Annotated in this window: 6 protein-coding genes and 3 pseudogenes; 5 read left to right on the top strand and 4 right to left on the bottom strand. The window is 66.1% G+C overall.

Features of this window, described 5'->3' with window-relative positions:
* Positions 1-3,876, top strand: a complete 3,876-nt coding sequence (locus ACWDZ6_RS20345) for a P-loop NTPase (RefSeq protein WP_451503964.1) — start codon at positions 1-3, stop codon at positions 3,874-3,876.
* A gap of 539 nt (positions 3,877-4,415) precedes the next feature.
* Here ACWDZ6_RS20345 and ACWDZ6_RS20340 read toward each other — a convergent pair.
* Positions 4,416-5,675 (bottom strand): annotated as a pseudogene (locus ACWDZ6_RS20340) (IS256 family transposase).
* A gap of 898 nt (positions 5,676-6,573) precedes the next feature.
* On the opposite strand from ACWDZ6_RS20340, the gene ACWDZ6_RS20335 reads away from it, so the two are divergent.
* Positions 6,574-7,227, top strand: a complete 654-nt coding sequence (locus ACWDZ6_RS20335; protein ID WP_451503963.1) for a hypothetical protein — start codon at positions 6,574-6,576, stop codon at positions 7,225-7,227.
* A gap of 122 nt (positions 7,228-7,349) precedes the next feature.
* Here the strand turns inward: ACWDZ6_RS20335 and ACWDZ6_RS20330 are convergent.
* Together ACWDZ6_RS20330 and ACWDZ6_RS20325 are read right to left on the bottom strand one after the other, a co-directional pair.
* Positions 7,350-7,454 (bottom strand): annotated as a pseudogene (locus ACWDZ6_RS20330) (fic family toxin-antitoxin system, toxin component); the annotation flags it as partial.
* 199 nt (positions 7,455-7,653) lie between these two features.
* On the bottom strand, positions 7,654-10,572 hold the full coding sequence (locus ACWDZ6_RS20325; RefSeq protein WP_451503962.1) for a CHAT domain-containing protein: 2,919 nt from the start codon (positions 10,570-10,572) through the stop codon (positions 7,654-7,656).
* Positions 10,573-11,059: 487 nt separating this feature from the next.
* On the opposite strand from ACWDZ6_RS20325, the gene ACWDZ6_RS20320 reads away from it, so the two are divergent.
* Together ACWDZ6_RS20320 and ACWDZ6_RS20315 are read left to right on the top strand one after the other, a co-directional pair.
* Complete coding sequence (locus tag ACWDZ6_RS20320; RefSeq protein ID WP_451503961.1) at positions 11,060-11,971, top strand: hypothetical protein; 912 nt, start codon at positions 11,060-11,062, stop codon at positions 11,969-11,971.
* Positions 11,972-12,533: 562 nt separating this feature from the next.
* Positions 12,534-12,715, top strand: a pseudogene (locus tag ACWDZ6_RS20315) (IS481 family transposase); the annotation flags it as partial.
* Positions 12,716-12,737: 22 nt separating this feature from the next.
* Here the strand turns inward: ACWDZ6_RS20315 and ACWDZ6_RS20310 are convergent.
* Entirely contained in the window at positions 12,738-13,625 is an 888-nt protein-coding gene (locus ACWDZ6_RS20310; protein WP_451503960.1) for a hypothetical protein, read from the bottom strand.
* Positions 13,626-14,229: 604 nt separating this feature from the next.
* On the opposite strand from ACWDZ6_RS20310, the gene ACWDZ6_RS20305 reads away from it, so the two are divergent.
* Positions 14,230-18,261 (top strand): CHAT domain-containing protein, encoded by a 4,032-nt coding sequence (locus tag ACWDZ6_RS20305; RefSeq protein WP_451503959.1) that lies wholly within the window; start codon positions 14,230-14,232, stop codon positions 18,259-18,261.
* Positions 18,262-18,838 lie beyond the last annotated feature (577 nt).

Raw genomic sequence — 18,838 nt, 5'->3', positions numbered from 1 at the left:
ATGGGCATCCTTAGCCAGCGGGTCTTTCTTCCCGATCAGCACCCAGACGCGGAGGAACTGCTCCGAACGATCATCATGCTGTATCCGCGTTCCCAGCCGGTCGAGGGACTCGTTCAGGCCATCGGCCTGCTGCCGGCAGAATTCCGATGGGACGTCGCCATGGCCACCCTGTGGCCGGAGGTGCTGGCTCGGGCTGCCTCCGCCGGGAGACTGCGCCAATTGGTGGAGCTCCTGCGGGACTGCAACGACGGCTACCCGCTGTTCGCCAGGCTTCTGGCGGAGCCGGATGACTCGGTCGATGATCTGATCTCCCCCGAGGAAGCGGAAATCGCCGCTCAGGCGGCGGAGCAACTGCCGGGGGTGACCGTCATGACGCCTGAGGATCGCGAACCGGACACGGTCACCCACGAGGCCGAGGGGTTTCTGGTGGGGGACCAGCCCAAGATGTACCACCTGCGCAGCGGCTACTTCGCGCCGAACCGAAGAGTGGTCGACGCCATCGAGGCCGACCTGACGAAGTGGTTGAAGGGACTCGCCAATCCTTCCGCCCGGCGTAAGGCTGGCATCCCTGTCTTCTGGATCACTGGTGCCTCGGGGGCAGGAAAGAGCATTCTGTTGCTGCAGTTGCTCGCCCGACTCAACGAGGATCCGCAGTCTAGCGTTCTCTGGCTGGGTGGGAACCTTCAACCGCTCCCGGACGCCACCGCATTCGCCGCCGAGAAGACGGCCGGCAGACGGATCGTGATCGGCATCGACGATCCGTACCTTCCCTCCCACGGAGATGCCTCGGAGTCATGGGGCAAGGCATTTGCGGCCCTTGAGAGATTCCGCCAGCAGGGGCAGTTGGAACGGCTCCCGGTCTTCGTGTGCTGCGCGCCGTCCGAGCACATGGACAAGTTCATCAACGACTACGGCTCGCAGGTGGAGGCACGTTCCCACCGGATGAATCTGCCCGGCGCCGATGAAATCTCCCGCCTCGCACAGTGGTTCGCCCAGCGGACCGGTCGACAGGCGGAGACCTCAACCGAGCTAAACGTCCTGCCGGTTCAAATCTTCTTCGAGTGGTGGCACGGGGAGGGACTCAAGGACTTCGCCCGCAAGTTCCAGAAGCGGCTCGAACTCGGTTCTTCCATAGACGACGCCGTGTCTCTGAAGGAAGTCGTGTACCGGATCATCGCCCTTAACCGCCTCTACCTCGGGTATCCGACCGCCGGGCTGGCGGGGCTGACCGACGTTGCTCGGGACACGTTCAGGAGATTTGAGGACGACCTGCACTTCGGTCCAGGCCCCGGTCGGCGTGACTATTGGCTTACACACCCTCACCTGGCCAATCTTCTTTTCGAGACCTGGTTTTCATCGGAGGAAACAAAGCAGCGTGCAGGACATTTGCGCGCTGCTTTTCTCGACGCAGTCGTCGCCGACCGGAACGGAAACATTCATGCTCCCCTGTTGAGAGCTCTGGTCTCCCTGTACCTTCACGGGGACAAATACCTGGAGGAGCCGGAGATGGCCAGCTCGCCAGACAGGAACGCCGCTTTGTGGCGCCTCGACACAGAGGAATTCCCCGACGTCATCGCCCGGGTGTCCAAAGTCCTGACCGAGCGCTATAAAGAGCTCGGCATGCAGTCGCTGGCGGCATGGGTGGAGGCCGAGAGTGCCAGCGCGGAGTGCGTGCGGGGGTGGAGCCCGCTCCGTGAGGCGTTGAGTCGTGTCGAGTCGGCGGACCGGACGACAGTCGATGTCGAGTCTCTGGTCCGGTCCCTGATGCGCGTCGAAAAAGCGAGGGCCGCCGTTCTCGGCTTTCTCGGCCGGGAGCTTCATTGGCGTCGTTGGGCTGCTCTGTGCAGCGAGCTGATTGCGGCGCGCCCGGTGCCGCAGGTGTGTCCCGTGATCCGAGCGGGGGTGGGCGCCGCCCCCACAGATGAGGGCCGACTCACCGTCCTGTGGCGCGCTATGGAGATGTATCCCGAGGACGAGGATCTCGCAGCGACAGCCCGAGACGTCCTGGCGTCCGGCCACGTCACTCAAGCTGTCGGCCGGGTCGCGGCAGCGTATCTCAAAGTCCGGCCTGCCGACGGCGGCGCCGTCCGCGACTGGGTGGTGCGTTTCAAGGTGCGGCGGCACGTCGGACCGGCCCTCGGTGCGCTCGCGATCAAGCGTGGAGAATGGTCCGCGCTGGTGCACGACGCCGCTCGTTCCTGGGTGTCAGAGTGGGCCATGGAGCCCGACGCAGGCGCTGTCCTGGCCAAGATCCTGCCGTCCTCCCAGATGAACCCCAAGATTGGGGACGCGCTGCACATGTATCTTGCCTCGACTCCTGCTGACGAATCGACGGACGCTCAGGCGGCAGCCCTCGCATGGCTCACGGCAAATCCGGCCAATAGTGCGTGGGCATTCATCTGGTGTGCGATGCCGCATCAGGTGCAGGCGCTGGATACGACGCAGGAGAGCACGCTCTCGTGGCTGCGCCAGCAGACGCGGAACAAGGGTTGGACGAGGGTCTGGCAGACGATGGCTGTACATCACGACACCCCCGCAGCCCAGCTCGTGGAGGTGGCGGATCGTTGGTTCGGCTCGCACAGGGAGGGAGAACCCTGGGCAGGCATCATGGTCCATTACGTTCGGATCTGCGATGCGTCCCGGCTGTCCGAAGCACTTGACAAGGCACGCGCTTGGCTGCTGTCCCAACCCGACTCTGAGCGGGCCTGGCCAGACCTGTTCACCGCTTGCCTCTACCGGGCCGAGGGGGAACGACGGGCGGAGTTCCTACAGGATGCCGTTGAGTGGCTGGCCGGTAACTGCGAGAATCCGCGCTGGTCGTACGTATGGAGGGCGGCGACCCGCCAGGCCGTTGGCACGGCCAGGACGGAACTCCTGAGGCAGGCTCACGCGTGGCTTTCCGACCCTGCCACGCAGCCCCCCGGTTGGCGCCAGGTTTATTTTGACTACCTTCCGGCCTGCGACGATGAAGCTGAAGACGCCCGCTCCATGGGCGAGCGCTGGATCTCCCAGAATTTTGATTCTGACGACTGGCCGGCCGTCTTCACACTGCTCGCCCTGTCCCTCCCCGACGACACGGTTGTCCAGCGCCTTTCCCAGTGGCTGCGGGCCACCGAATGCGACCGCCCAGTGGGACACATCTGGAAGGTTCTCTTCGAGGACGGGATGCGTGCTTCGCTGCTGGCTGATGAGCAGATGAAGTCGAGCATCCTGGACTGGCTGAGAAGGAATGGAAAGTGCCGAAGCTGGTGGTATATGTGGCTGCGGTCCCACACCGAGGACCCGGAGAACGAAGATTTGATCCAGGCTGCGCTGTGCGCCAATGTGTCATTGGGGCGATCTTTCGGAATCGCGAACCGTCTTGGCAAGAGCATGCAGGCAAGGCCGCGAGTTGCTGATGTTGTCGTGCAGATGCTCTCGCAGTCGCCCGACACGGCCACGTGGATCCTGGTCTGGGGTGAGCTGCTGACAAGGCATCCCGCCAATCTGGACGACAGAATTTGGTCCCTCGGGCTGCGATGGCTGGAGGCGCACACGGGGGACTGGCTGTGGCCTACCGCTTGGTCACGTCTATGGGAGGCGCCGCTCGCGGCCTGGCAGCGTGATTTGCTCATGGCGCTGGGTCTGGAATGGTGCCGGGAGGCGGACGACCACCCCTCGTGGCCGGTTTTGTGGTCCTATCTCGTCGGTCACGGGGGTGACGACCACACCGCGCTCCTCGACATGGGCCAGCGATGGCTGCGCGATCCCGTGGTGAGCGGCAAGTCGAAATTCGTGAGCCAGGTCGCGGAGATAGTGAACGCTACGCCTAGCGTCGACCACGACCAGGCGACGCTCGAACAGCAAAGCGGACAGGCCGGAGAGTCTGATGCATAGCTCGCCGCACCACCCCCCGTCGATTCGATGGATCAACCGGTCGAACTACCTCTACGTCCGCACAACCGGGCACATCGGCTCACTGATGACTCTGGTTAACCGAAGCTGCCAACGGCTCGACGTAGGACTTCTGGACAGCGTCACGATCGATGCTGACTCCGAGAAGGCACGCCGGCAACTTGGGGCATCACTTACCGCCCGTCGCTGACCGGTGCCCGCAGACGGGACAGGTACCGCGACGCACCCCCACCCCAACGCTGCGGAGCAGATCGCCGTCGTGATCTGACGCTCGCTCCGCACTCCGAGGAACTGGCCAAGATCGTGAGACGGGTCAAGGCTGGCCTCCAAGTGAGTCGACTAAGAACTCGCAGGTCAGGCTGTCGATCGTGGCCAGGGGAGAATAGAACCTACAGGCGGTTTGTAGCGTCTCAGAATGAGTGAGCAATTCTCATTCCGAATGAGCAATATCTTAGCAATTGCTCAGAATAGTGGGACGAGTGTGTGTCCGTATCCCTGATCGCGGAATGGGGTGTGTCAATTTAACGGCTGATCTTGGTTATTGAGGTTAAGTTGTTGGCCGGGGTGAGCCGACCCTCGAAGGCGATCTGGAATGCGTTGAGGGGCGCCTTCCAGCGCATGGTCCATCGCTTGCGACCCTTGCCGGTTGGGTCGAGGCTCATCAGTGCCATATAGACGCACTTGAGGGCGGCGGCCTCGTTGGGGAAGTGCCCGCGGGGCCCGGACGGCCTTGCGTATGCGGGCGTTCACGGACTCAATCGCGTTCGTCGAGCAGATGACCTTCCGGATCTCGACGTCCAAGGAGAGGAAGGGCACGAACTCGGCCCAGGCGTTCTCCCACAGTTTGGTGATCGCCGGATACTTCCGGCCCCAGGCTTCCTGGAACTCCCCGAACCGCTCCGTCGCCGCGTCTTCGCTGGGTGCGGTGTAGACGGGCTTGAGGGCTTTGGTGACCTTGTCCCAGTCCTGGCGGGCCGCGTAACGGAAGCTGTTGCGCAGGAGGTGAACCACGCCAGGTCTGGACAATCAGGCCAGACGGTCTCCACCGCCTCGGGCAGGCCCTTGAGGCCATCGCAGACGAGCATGCGCACATCGTCCAGGCCGCGGTTCTTCAGCTCGGTGAACACGTGCAGCCAGTACTTCGCGCCCTCACCGCCGTCGCCGGCCCAGATCCCCAAGATGTCCCGGGTGCCTTCGGTGGTCACGGCCATCACGACGTAGACCGGCCGGTTCGCGACCTGCCCGTCCCTGATCTTGACGTTGATGGCGGCCACGAACAGAACCGGATAGACACGGTCGAGCGGCCGGTTCTGCCATTCGGCCATTCCCTCCATCACCGTGTCGTTGATCGTGGAGATGGTCTGCTTGGACACCTCCGCCCCGTAGACCTCGGCCAGGTGCGCGGAGATCTCCCCGTGGGTGAGGCCTTTCGCGGACAGGGAGAGCACCATCTCGTCCACGCCGGACAGGCGCTGCCGCTTCTTGACGATCTGCGGCTCGAAGCTGCCGGCGGTGTCCCGGGGCACCCTGACCTCGACCCGGCCGACGTCGGTCAGGGTCTTCGCACGAGTGCCGTTGCGGCTGTTGCCGTTGTTCTTCCCGGCCGGATCGTGCTTCTCGTAGCCGATATGGTCGGTGATCTCGCCCTCCAGCGCGGACTCCAGCGCTCGCTTGGTCAGCTGCTGCCATTCGACCCGCTCCGTCATCACCAGCACATCCACGACCGCCTCCCTGCCAGAGTGCGGCGCCACGGCAGGAGAACAGGCCGCCCCAGCCCGCAGCCACCCGCAGCCTCACGCGACGACGCGGAGGCGTGACGTGCCCTTCCACGCCATCGAGATCACCCTGATCCGGCCAGCCAGCCCCGCCGAACTCCACCGCGCTGCCAAAGCGCTCCCGCTCGCTCCCGACGCCGAACACCGACACCCCATGGCGGTGGTCCCCGGCCGCAGCCACCGAACTCGCGGCAGAGCAGAGCAGGTTGGTGGCACTGCTCCGATCAGCCCACAGCGTGGGCGGCGGCTCGGACACCACCATCCTTCCGGAGCCTTCCCTCTCGCCTCACCCACAGCAGAAGCCGCATTGCCGCCAATTCCGGAGTTGTACTAGGCAATTAGTGGTTTAGGGGCATCTGGGTTGGAGCACACCTCCAGTAATAGGGGCCAGGTGTGAGCACAGCCGGGCTCAAACTATCTGCAGCCATTGCGCGTTGGGGCTCAGATACTCGTTCACGAAGGGGCGAACATGGGAAACGCGGCACCGCCTCCGCCAGCGCCGTCGGTATCCCCGCCGCCGAACCCGTCCAACCCCGCAGCACCGCCGCCGCCAGCCCCGTCGATCGACCCGCCGTCCAACCCATACATACCGTCGGCACCCCCTACGCCAGCGCCGTCGATCGACCCGCCGGAGCCTGGACTCTTCGGAACGAAGGCGATCAAGGAGCAGGGATACAACCTCGCCACCTGCGCCATCGCCATCGCACGAGGCCTTTTTCGCTGACGTACCTGGCCACTGCTCGCGGGGTGATCGGGCTCCTCATGCCCTCACCTCTCTGGAGGCGCAACTCAGTAGGGTCGGGGACTGGCGCGGTGGCTGACGCTCCGACCCGCGAAGATCAAGGCGGCAGCTGTCCAGGCCCGCGCCGTAGCCGAGTTCCTGGCCGGCGCGTATCAGGACGGAATGTCGTTGGTGCTGGGGGTGAAGACGCTGCTCGAGGCGATTGTGTGGGACGACGCGCGCACCGATGACGCCGAAGCCCCTGCTGGAAGCGGCTCGGGCAGCACCTGGGCCTCACCAGCAGCCGCCCCGAGAAAGCTGTACGGCACCGGACGCGACAATCTGTGGGCACTGTCCGCCGACCGGCACGCCGTCACTGAACTGAAGACCGGTTACACCACCGACACCATCGTCAAAATGGACCTCGACCAGCTCGGTGGCGACGTCCGCTGGGACACCGAGCAACATCCAGGTGTGACCCCGGTGCCGGTCATGGTTCACCCCAGCCGCGACCTCGACGAGCGTGCGATCGCCGTATCCGGGATGCGGGTGATCACCCCCGAGAAGCTGCAAGCACTCAAGCAGGCCGTCGTCGCATACGCCGTTGCCCTGGCCGACGGCCAAGGCCGCGGGGGCGACGAGCAGGCCGTCGTCGCACCGTGGCAGCGCCTGCACGCCCGGCTAGCGGAGGTGGTGCGGGAGGTGAGGTCTGGGCCGCTCGCGCGGCGGGTTCACCACCAAGTTCCACCTGAGAGCCGACGGCCGCTGCCGACCGCTTTCCCTGATCGTCACACCAGGTCAGCGGGCCGACTGCACCCAGTTCAAACCGGTGCTTGAGAAGGTCCGCGTCCAGAAGTCCGGGCAGGGCGCCCCGCAAGAATCCCGACAGCCTCGCGGCCGACACGGCCTACAGCAACGGCCCCTGCCGCGACCGCCCGGCGCGCCGATCTGGTGCTTGCTCACGTGGCCGTGGGCCAGGAGCGCAGCAGTGTGGCGATCTTGACGGCGATGCAGGCGGGGTCGAGGAGCAGATCACGCAGGGCAATAGAGTCCTCGTGGCTGGGCACGGGCGACCGCTCTGATCCCGCCGTGGCCGAGGGACTGGGCCTCCGCCCCTATCAACAGACGACGCTGCCGTTCGTCGAGGTGCGGCAGAATCGCCCCGAACTTGGCTGCCAGCACGGCCCGTTGCCCTTCCAACCCGCTCGTGCCAGGCCAACGAACCACTGAACAGGAAGGCACGAGTTAAATATCTGCACCCCCTTAGGGACCGCTGTGAACTAGCGACGCCCACAGGTCAGGCCGGTCGGGGTTGGCCTCGCGGAGCTCCTGGGTGGCGTGATGGAGAGCGATGGCGGCGCGGTCGGCGGCGGGTGTGTCGGGCAAGTGGCCGTAGAAGGCGTGGGCGGCGCCGGCCGCTAGGGAGTCGTCGAGGGGCCAGAGGCTGGCGATGACGTGGCGGAATCCGGCCAGGTGGAAGGCCGAGGCCAGATGGATCACCTCGTCGGCATGGTGTACGCCGCGGTCGGCGGTGGAGCAAGCGGACAGATAGGCCAGTTCGGCGGCGGTGAGGTGCAGGCGGCTGACGTCCGGTATGGAGAGGGTGCCGTCGGACAGCCGGAGCCCTCCGCGGGAGGGTGCGGCGAGGTCGGTGCTTGCGTGGCAGGCGAAGTGTGCCCAGGTGGCGTCGCGCAAGGCGGTCAGCACGTCGTCGTGGGTGGCGTCGACACCGATGAGGGGCAGCGTCGTCGGGTGGTGTGTGTGCAGGGAAGCTGCCTCGGTCACGGTGTGGGGCAGATCGGGCCAGCCGGGGGTGTGTTCGATCGCGACGGTGAGTTGCCGACGTGTTGTCGCGGTGGGCCGGGAGCGGCTATGGGCGAGCGTGCGCAGCGTCGGGGCGTAGGAGGACACGAGGTGGTCGAGCGCGCCTGATCGTCCCGGGCGGCCGGCGGCGTGGAGGGGGAACATTCCCAGCAGTCCGGTGGGCAGCCACCACACGCGTGGTTTCGATTCGACGGTGCCGATTGAGGACGGCAGGGCGTCCAGTACGGGTTCGACGGTCGATGTCCAGAGCCAGTCGAGGATTTCGGGGATCACGTGCTGCTTGCGGAGTGCTGCGGCAAGGCCGCTGGTGTGGGTGGCCTCGAGGAGCTTCTCGGTGTGAGCTGTGCAGTCGGCGAGTTTGAGGCGGTGCAGGGGCACTGGCACGGGCGCCGCGTCGGGGGTGATGATGATCGCGTCGCTCCTGTGGTAGCCGGCGTTCACGAGCACCACCGCGCCGTCTGCCGCCGCCGGCCGGAGATCGGCCAGCTTTGGTGTTAGGTGGAAGCGGTTAAATCCCCGGTGCTGTCGGATTTCGGTGAGCAAGGCGTCGTGTTCGGCCCACAACTGCTTGCGGTCCGCGACCCACTCGGCGTTCTCGACCGGCATGCGTTCTTGTGTGGCTGTGGTGGCGTTGAGCCGATTCCGGTTCTGCCGGAACCTCTGGGCAAGGCCGGGCTGTGTTTCTTCGAGCTCGGTGAGGTCGGTACGGGAGTCGAGGTGGGCAGCGAGGAGGATGCCCCTGCCCAATTCGGCGATCTCCACCGCGCCCGGGAGATCCCCATTGGCGCAATGGGCTGCGATCGCCTCACTGACCAGGCCGAAGTGCTGCTTGAGGCGGTGCTCCTGATCGGCCCAGCCAGCCTCGCGGGGCACGACCGAGGGCAACAACGTCACGGCGTCGTCCAGCAGGTCTTGCGACAAGGGGTGATCGTTCATCGCCTGAGCGAGCGAACCGGCCGCGTGCCCAGCATGGACCCGGTGGGCCGGGGGCGCGGCTGCCGCTCGGGAAACCTGCCCGGCCAGGTCACGTAGCGCCGTGTCCCCGGTTCCCTGCACGTCGGCATTGAGACGAAGGAAGTGGAAAGTTGCGAGGTTGGACAGATACATCGCTCGGTTGACGTGATCGTCGGGCGTTGCGTCCACGGCTTGCTGACCGAGTTTGATCGCCTGCTCCAGGTGCCACGATCCCTCATTGCGCTCGAACCCCGACCGATGCAGGACCGCGAGGTTGGACAGGTGCAACGCTCGGTTGACGTGATCGTCGGGCGTTGCGTCCACGGCTTGCTGACCGAGTTCGATCGCCCGCTCCAGATACCGCGACCCCTCACCCCGCTCGAAACCCGACCGGTAGGTGATCGCTAGGTTGGAGAGGTACTTGACCCGGCTGGGCCGGCGGCCAGGGATGGCCGCAATAGCTCGCTCGCCGAGCTCGATCGCCCGCTCCAGGTCGCTCGACACACCATCACGCTCAAACCTCAATCGGTAGGCTTCCCCGAGGTTGGACAACTCCCCGGCCCCGTCGGCGTCGTGACCCAGCCCAGCCGCAAGAGCCTGTTCGCCGAGCTCGATCGCCCGCTCCAGGTCGCTCGACACACCATCACGCTCAAACCTCGACCGGTAAGCGATCTGCAGGTTTCCCAATGACAGGGACCGCGCGGGGTGATCATCGGGGGTGCCCGCAACAGCCTGCTCGCCGAGCTCGATAGCGCGCTCCAAGTCGCCGGGTTCCCCGTCACGATCGAATCGGCGCGAGTAGGAGGTGGAAAGGTTCGAGAGTTCCAGCGCCTGGTCCCTGACGTTGTACGTGACCGCTCGCTCGCCTAGCTCGATCGCCCGCTTCAGATCGGTCGCACTTCCGCCGTGCTCAAACCTCGACTTGTAGCTGACGGCGAGATTGGACAGCGCGAACACCCGGTCGACATGGTCCTCCGGAACCGCCGCTACACCCTTCTCGCCTAACTCGACCGCACTGTTGAGATCGCTCGGTGCCCCAGCCCGCTGGAACCTGAGCTCGTACGCGCTTCCCAAGCAGGCCAGGTACACGCCCCGGTTGGGGTGGTCGTCAGGGGCAGCCGCCTGGGCCTCGGTCAGGAGGCTGATGCACACCTCGAGAAGGACCGGATCGGTACCGACCTGGGCGCGTTTGAACAACATGTCGCCAACCGCGGCCTGGTCCTCGTACTTCGCCTCCGGCCCGATGAGATAGCGCCACCGTTTGGGAATCCGCTTGGGGGCGTGGGCCTGTGGCTGCAGACGCCATAACGCCAGGGCCGCTTCGTCGAGTCCACTGTCCCTGAGGGAGCCCAGCTTTCCCAGGGCGTACCGGGCCGCCCTGCCCAGCAGTTCATCGAACGTCATGCCGCTCGCCCCCTGCAACTCCGCGCACCAGCTCGGGCCCCGTCGGCGGACATGAACCGCTGACACTATCTGTTGATAGGCGAATACCCACCGCTAGCATGCCTCCATTGCTGTGCCGAAAACAGGGGGAATTAGGTGGATCTTGAGGAACGGCGCGCGTTGACCGCTTTGTGTGCCGAGTTGACGGAGCTGCGGACCGAATGTGCCCAACTGCCTGAGCACCAACAGCGCTTGCTGTCCCGGATCGAAGCCGAGGCCAGAGCCCGGCGGCCGGTGCTGGCACTACTGCTTGAGTTGCTGGGCACCAGCCGTGCCGACCCGCTACGGACACTGGGCGGCGGACTGCCGGGGGTCGGCCCGGGACGGGCTGATGAGGAACGGTTTGGCTGCCCCGACGGGGCATGCGACCGGGTGGGCACCACGTATCCGGCAGGGCCGGTGCCCCGTTGCCAGCTCACCGGTGAATCGATGAAGCGGGCGTAGATCCATGGGCAGGTTCTTCGAACAACTGGCCAAGAAGCTGGCGGAGAAGTGGGTCAGCCTCCTTCTGCTGCCCGGAGCACTGTTCGCGGCCGCCACGTGGCTGGGCACACGGCTCGGACACCGGCGCGCGCTAGATCGCTCACAGCTGGACACCACCGTGTCGGACACCGCAGCCACCATCGGCCGCCAATCCACCGGAGCCCAGGTGCTCCTGCTTGCCGGAGCACTCCTGGCGACCACCGGCATCGGCCTGACGGTGCAGGCCTTGGCCGGGCCCACCCGGCTGATGTGGCTCGGCCAATGGCCCCGGCCGTTGACACGGGTACGCGCAACGCGGGTACGGAGTCGGCGCACCCGCTGGGACGCGCGCGTGGCGCGGCGACGGGAGCTGGAGAACGCCACCTCCGCCGAGTCCCGAACCCTTGATCAGCAGGACCAGATCGACCTCGCGGCTGCCCGCATCAACGGCTTCGCCCTGGCCAAGCCCGGCCGGCCCACATGGATGGGTGATCGCATCCACTCCGTCGAACAGATCGCACAGGACCGATACGGACTGGATCTGACCTTCGCCTGGCCCCGGCTGTGGCTGGTGCTGCCCGAGACCACGCGCGCGGACATCACGGCCGCTCACGCGGGGTTCGCCGCCGCTGTCGCCACCGGCACCTGGGCGTGGCCCTACCTGGTGCTGGGGGCACTGTGGTGGCCCGCAGCAGTGGCCGGTATCGGTATCGGCGTGACGGGGTGGGCACGTGCGCGTGCTGCCATCGCGGAGGTGAGCACGATGTCCGAAGCCGCACTGGACCTGCACGGCCGCGCCCTGGCCGTTGCCCTCGGCGTCAGCGGTCCGGAAACCGTGGGACCACTGACCCCCGCCGAGGGACAGACGCTCACCGGTCTGCTACGCAAAGGACGCTGACCTCGCGCACCAGCGGGGTGGCGTCGTGGATGAACGCAAGCGGACGGAGGACTCCGTGGTGCCCGACGCCGCGTCGGCGTCAGTTGCGTAGTCACGAAATCCCGTGGCGCCCCCTCGCCGGCCATGACAAGCTCGCTGCACCAAAGGCGAGTAGCTCAGCCCGGCCAGAGCAGCGGCCCGCACGTCGCAGGTTCGGAATCCTGCCGCCTCTGCCACAGCCTCCCTCTGGCGTCCTGTGCCCGGCGGGGGCGCAGTACATAGAGATCGACCGGTGGCCGCCTCTACGCCGGGTATAGCAGTCATCCCAAGCCGGAAGTCCCCTGCTGTGTCAAGGCCGTTCGGGCCTCAGCGCGGCCCAGGCTGCCGAGGCGACTGCCACCACGAGGCGGGGCACGCCGTCGCGGCGTTCGCCATCGGCCTGCCGCCCAGTGGCCTCGAAATCTCCGAGAGCGTCTGCGGCCGTTGCGGCGCCGTCGAGTTCTCCGGCCGGAACCCGGGCTATGGACCTGACCGCCGCCCCGGCTCGCGCCCCACCGAGGGCGTCAACACCAAGACCAAGATGATCAAACGGGTGATCACAGACAGCGGCTCCTGCTACGGTCCCGCCTCTGGCACGAAACGCTCACGGCGGCCGGGATCACCCACAAGCGAAGCTGGCTCTACCGGCCCCAGGCCGACGTCAAGGGCGAACGCCTCAACCGCACCCTGCTCGACGATTGGACCTACGCAAACCCCTATCGCTCAGAGGGGCGCTTCGGAGAGTTGTTCAGGGGCGTACCAGAGGTGGTGGGGGCTGGGTGAAGAGGAGGCGGGTGAGGGCGTCGCCGATGTGGGGTGTCAGCGGGCCTAGGTGATCGATACCCAGATGGCGGGCCAGGTCGCCGGCGTATTGGCGGGCGGTGGCTTCCACGAGCAGGGCATGGGTGTCGGTGGCGGTGCGGGTGCGCTGCCAGGCGGTGACGGCAATGACCGCAGTAAGGGGAGCAGCGGGCCACCACCAAGCGGTCAGCGGCGCGTACAAGAGTGCCCAGCCGCCCAAGGTGGTGGCGCGGGAGAGCCCTTGGCGGGCGGTAGTGATCTCGGCGCGCACGGACTCGGGCAGGTGAAGCCACAAATGTGGCCAGACAGTGGCGATATCCAGGTTGTAGTCCCGGTCCAGGCGGACCACGGCGGCGTGGACGCGGTCGCCGGTCCAGGTGGGCCGGTCGGGCAGTTCGGCAGCTATGCGGGCCCTGGCTCGGTAAGCGGCGTGCCGTTCCCTGGGGTCCAGGCGGATGCCGTTGACGAGGGCCGCGCGGGCCAGTTCGAGCTGCTGGTGATAGGCGTCGTGTTGGGCACCCCAGCGGTCCTTTCGTCTGGTGACCCGGCGGTCGGCGATCTGGCGGAAAGGGGACGGCCAGGCGCGCCACCCGGCAGCCAGGGTGACCCGTTCGACCAATGAGCCGAGGCCTTGAGCGGCCAGGCCGACGGCGGCCGCACCGGCCAGGACAGCAGCCAGCAGCACGACCTGCCCACCTGCGGTGGTCGCGGTGGGTGCCTTGGCCCAAGCGGTGACCTGCCCAGTGAGGTGGGCAGGATCGAGAGAGTGCGCGTGGCCCAAGATGCGAGCGGTGGTGGCCACCGCGAGGTAGAGGGCGCCAGGTAGCACGAGCAATGACAGCCACCGTTCGGCAATTTTCTTACTGAGTTCGCCCAGCAGGACGCTCAAGGTCAGAGCCGTTTCCGGAGCAGATCAAGCCCCCCGCTGATGTGACACCGCAGTGGGACGGTGGCTGGCTGGGCCCAGCAACGGCCGGAACACCGGCCTGTCGGGCACAGATAGATGAGTTCCAATGGGCTTTCATCGATCCCTGGGGGTCTCAGGCCCCTCGCTTCGTGCCCGTACACGCCCAGCGCGTCACCGCTGGCCAGTACGGCGGCATGCAGGGCGTCGAGCGGGCCGACGAGGTCCTGGCCGGCGGTGACCGCCTCCAGTAAAGCTTCCAGTGGTGAAGGGCTGTCGTTCCCGTACCTCTGTAGATCGGCCCGGAGTTGGTCCAGATGTCCGCACACATATGCCAGCCCGTCAGCGACTTGCTTCTCGGCATCGTTCACGTCGTCAACCCCCGAATTCTCCCGCTCCCGCAGTGGACGCGTCCGCCGCTCGGGTCGGTCCCGAACGCGGGCCTCCGCTACCTGCCCTGGCAAGAGCAGGCATAGCGACTGTATCGGCCCAACACGCCACCTCTCTAACGAATCCGGGGCTAGCCTTACCGTAAGTGAACAGCCAATGGGAGGTTCCCATGGGGGAACGGGAAAATCGCCTAGCTGCGGTCCAAGCTCGGCTGGAACGGGTCAGTGCCGTGCAAGAACTCTCACCGGTACTCGAGCCAGGAGCAGTCGCAGAACTGCACCGGCTCACTGAGATCCTTCGTGAGAACGACGGTGATCTTCAAGCCCGCTATGTGCTCGGCTGGCTGCACTGGTATCGCTTCCAGGCACTTCCTGAAGGCCAAGATAGTCACGACCTGGTCGCCGCGGTCGACATGTTCACCCCATGCTTCCTCGCCAGGGTCGAAGACATGCCTGAACCGCTGCGGCCCATCCTCGCCGAACAGTCGTTCCCCGCCGCCGTCAACCTGCTCCAGCAAGCTCTCGATTCCGCGGATCAAGAGTTGATATCGGCCAATGTCGACCTGTGGCGACACCTTCTGGCCGCCGTCCCGACCGACCATTCCGACAGAGCCGCGTGCTTGTGCAACCTCGGGATCGCGCTGAGGGGCCGGTTCGAACGTATGGGTGAGCAGGAGGACTTGGATGCCGCGATCGAGGTCGAACAAGCCGCGCTGGACGCCATCCCCGCCAACCATCCTGACAGAGCCGCGTGCTTATGCAACCTCGGGAGCGCGCTACAGACCCGGTTCGGTCGTACCGGTGGGCAGGAGGACTTGGATGCCGCGGTCGAGGTCGGTCAAGCCGCGTTGGAAGCCATCCCCACTAACCACCCCAGCCGGGCGATGTATCTGTCCAACCTGGGGAACGCGTTGAGGGTCCGGTTTGGATGTAAGGGTCGGCAGGAGGACTTGGATGCCGCGGTCGAGGTCGGCCAAGCCGCGGTGGACGCCACCGCCCCCAACCATCCCGAGCGGGCGATGTATTTGTCCAACCTGGGGAACGCGTTACAGATCCGGTCCGAATGTACCGGTGGGCAGGCCGACCTGGACGCCGCGATCGCCATCTTCGAGGCCGCTCGGGACGCCACGCCCCCCAACCACCCGAACCGGGCCGGGTATCTGTCCAACCTGGGGAACGCGTTGAGGGTCCGGTTTGGTCTTAGTGGTCGGCAGGCGGACTTGGATGCCGCGATCGAGGTCGGCCAAGCCGCGCGAGACGCCACCGCCCCCCATCATCCCGAGCGGGCGATGTATCTGTCCAACCTGGGGAACGCGTTACAGATCCGGTCCGAATGTACCGGTGGGCAGGCCGACCTGGACGCCGCGATCGCCATCTTCGAGACCGCGGTGGACGCCACCGCCCCCAACCACCCCCACCGTGCCGCGTGCTTGTCCAACCTGGGGAACGCGCTGAGGGTCCAATTCGAACATACCGGTCGGCAGGAGCACCTGGATGCTGCGATCGAGGTTGGCCAAGCCGCGGTGGATGCCACCGCCCCCAACCATCCCGAGCGGGCGATGTATCTGTCCAACCTCGGGATCGCCCGACAGACCCGGTTTGGTCGTACTGGTGGGCAGGAGGACTTGGATGCTGCGATCGAGGTTGGCCAAGCCGCGGTGGATGCCACCGCCCCCAACCACCCAGCCAAAGCCGTGTGTCTGTCCAACCTGGGGAACACGCTAAGGCTCCGGTTTGGCCGCACGGGTCGGCAGGAGGACTTGGATGCTGCGATCGAGGTTGGCCAAGCCGCGGTGGATGCCACCGCTCCTAACAATCCCAACCGAGCAAAGTATCTGTCCAACCTGGGGAACGCGCTGCAGGCTCGATCCGAACGTACCGGTGGGCAGGAGGACCTGGGTGCTGCGATCGAGGTTGGTCAAGCCGCGGTGGATGCCACCGCCCCCAACCATCCCGAGCGGGCGATGTATCTGTCCAACCTGGGGAACGCGCTGCAGGCTCGGTTTGAACGTACCGGTGGGCAGGCCGACCTGGACGCGGCGATTCCCATTTTCGAGACCGCGGTGGATGCCACCGACCCCAACCACCCCAACCGTGCCATATACCTTTCCAACTTGGGGAACGCGCTGTTGTTCCGGTTCGAATGTACCGGTGAGCAGGCCGACCTGGGTGCTGCGATCGAGGTTGGCCAAGCCGCGGTGGATGCCACCGACCCCAACAATCCCAACCGGGCCGGGTATCTATCCAACTTGGGGAACGCGCTGTTGTTGCGGTTCGAATGTACCGGTGAGCAGGCCGACCTGGGTGCTGCGATCGAGGTTGGCCAAGCCGCGGTGGATGCCACCGCTCCCAACAATCCCAACCGAGCATCGCATCTAGTCAACGTCGGGAACGCGTTGCGGGCCCGGTCTGAATACACCGGCCAGGATGCGGACCTGGATACGGCAGTGTCCGTGTATGTGCAAGCGACGCAGGTCGGTTCGGCCGCACCGTCCACCCGTATCAGGGCGGCCTACGTGGCAGCATCGTTGGTCGCACCATCTCAGCCAGGCCGGGCCGCCAGTCTGTTGGAAGGCGCGGTTCGGCTGCTGCCCGAAGTAACCCCACGCCAACTCGAACGCAGCGACCGGCAGCATGCGCTCGGCGGGTTCGCCGGCCTGGCCGGCGAGGCCGCTGCCTTCAGCCTCGCAGACGCCGAGGCACCCCCCAACGAGAGGGCGACTCGGGCCCTGCAGCTGCTGGAAGCCGGTCGAGCCGTGCTGCTCAGCCAAGCACTGGAGATTCGCAGCGACCTCACCGACCTCACAGAGCACCACCCGGGTCTGGCCGTACGGTTCGCCGAGCTGCGCGACTTGCTCGACCGGCCAATGGACACCGCCGATCCCTTGCTGACCAGCGATGACAAGGACTGGTCCGACCGCACCGCCCGGGATCGTCGCCGAGTGGCCGAGGAACTCGCCCGGACGTTGATCAAGATCCGCGCCCTTGAAGGCTTCAGATCCTTCGCCCTTCCCCCGACTGTCGACGAACTGCTCGCCCAGGCCGCATACGGCCCAGTGGCGGTGTTCAACGTCAGCCCCTATCGCAGTGACGTCCTGCTGCTCACCCAGAACGGCATCGCATCCCTGGAACTGCCCGCGCTCACCTACGACACCGTGGTCGATCAGATCAACGCCTTCCAGCAGGCCCTGCCAATCACGACCGACCGGGACGTGACTTCAGCGGATCGGCGCGGCGCCCAGGCCAAGTTGCGCGGGGTCCTGGAATGGCTGTGGGACTCTGCAGCCGAACCCGTCCTATCCGCCCTTGGTCATCACTCCCAGCGTGTGCCGAGCACGGAGTGGCCCCGGGTGTGGTGGGTCCCTGGGGGACTGCTCGGGCAACTGCCCTTCCACGCCGCCGGCTATCACACCGACGCGCCCGGCAAACCGGGTCGACGCACCGTGATGGACCGGGTTATCTCCTCCTACACCCCAACCATCCGAGCCCTGCGCCATGCTCGTCAACACACCCAGGAGTCGACCGCCGCAGCGGACCGGGCGCTGATCGTCGCGATGCCCACCACCCCCGAAGTCAACGGACGGTTGCGTTACGTTCCAGCAGAGGTCGCCATGCTCCGCACGCGCCTCCCCCAGTCCATGGTGCTCACCGAACCTGACCCCCTTGAGGGCGATGATGTCACCGCAGCAGAACACACCCCGACCCGGGCCAACGTCCTCGCCCTGCTGCCCGACTACCCGGTCGCCCACTTCGCCTGCCACGGCGACACTCACCCAACCGACCCCTCCAAGAGCCTTCTGCTGCTCCACGACCACAGGAGTGATCCACTCACTGTCGCCAGTCTCGCTGGCGTAAATCTCGGCCAGGCGCGACTGGCCTACCTTTCGGCCTGCCGCACCGCCTTCATCGGCACCAGCCAGTTGATCGATGAGGCGATCCACCTCTCCTCAGCGTTCCAGCTCGCCGGGTACCCCCACGTCATCGCCACCCTCTGGGAGATCGACAGCGCTATCGCCGTCACCATCGCCGACACCTTCTACACCGCCCTGAACACCGCCGAAGACTCGCTTGCTACCGACCGCGCCGTCCACGCCCTCCACCACGCCGTACGCGCCATCCGCGACCAACACCCAGGGTTGCCGTCTCTATGGGCCGCACACCTCCACGCTGGCCGCTGATCATGCCCAGGGATGGACGGCGAACACATGGACGCATGAGCACCTGCAACATCTGCACGAGGGCGTCGTAGGGTTCGAGCACGACCCCTGCCTGCCGAAGGTCACCTGCGATTTCTTTCTCGATGAGGCACAAGACGCCAACCCAATTGAGTCGCTCTTGCGTAGAGGTGCCTCCAAACGTTTCAGACACGCGTTAGGGGAACGGCGATGAGCTCGTCGATCGAGGCGGAGTGGCGGGTGGTGCCCCCATACGGTTCGTCAAGGAAGGGCGGAGCATGGCGGGGCGTGTGAGCTGCTGTGGGATGACGTCACGTACTTCTTGTCCGTGAGCGGCTGGCAGGGCAAGGCGGTGCCGTGCTGCCTGTGCCCCGGGCGGAGGAAGTACGGCACCGCCCGGCTCAGTGCCCGGAGCTGCGGGGTCTTGCCAGCAGCTTGTTGTGTTGGCGATCTTCCGCGTCCATGCGGCGGAGGAGATCGACTTCGACTCGCTTCGGCCAGCTGGTAAAACGGTGGGTGGCGGTCGCGGCTTCTCCGCGACCGTTTCCCGGCCGGCCGGCCGGCCGGCCTGCCCTGGCCG

This window comes from Streptomyces sp. NPDC002926 (assembly GCF_053591755.1).
Note: the sequence above shows the minus strand (reverse complement) of the source record. Positions and strands in the feature narration are given on the sequence as shown.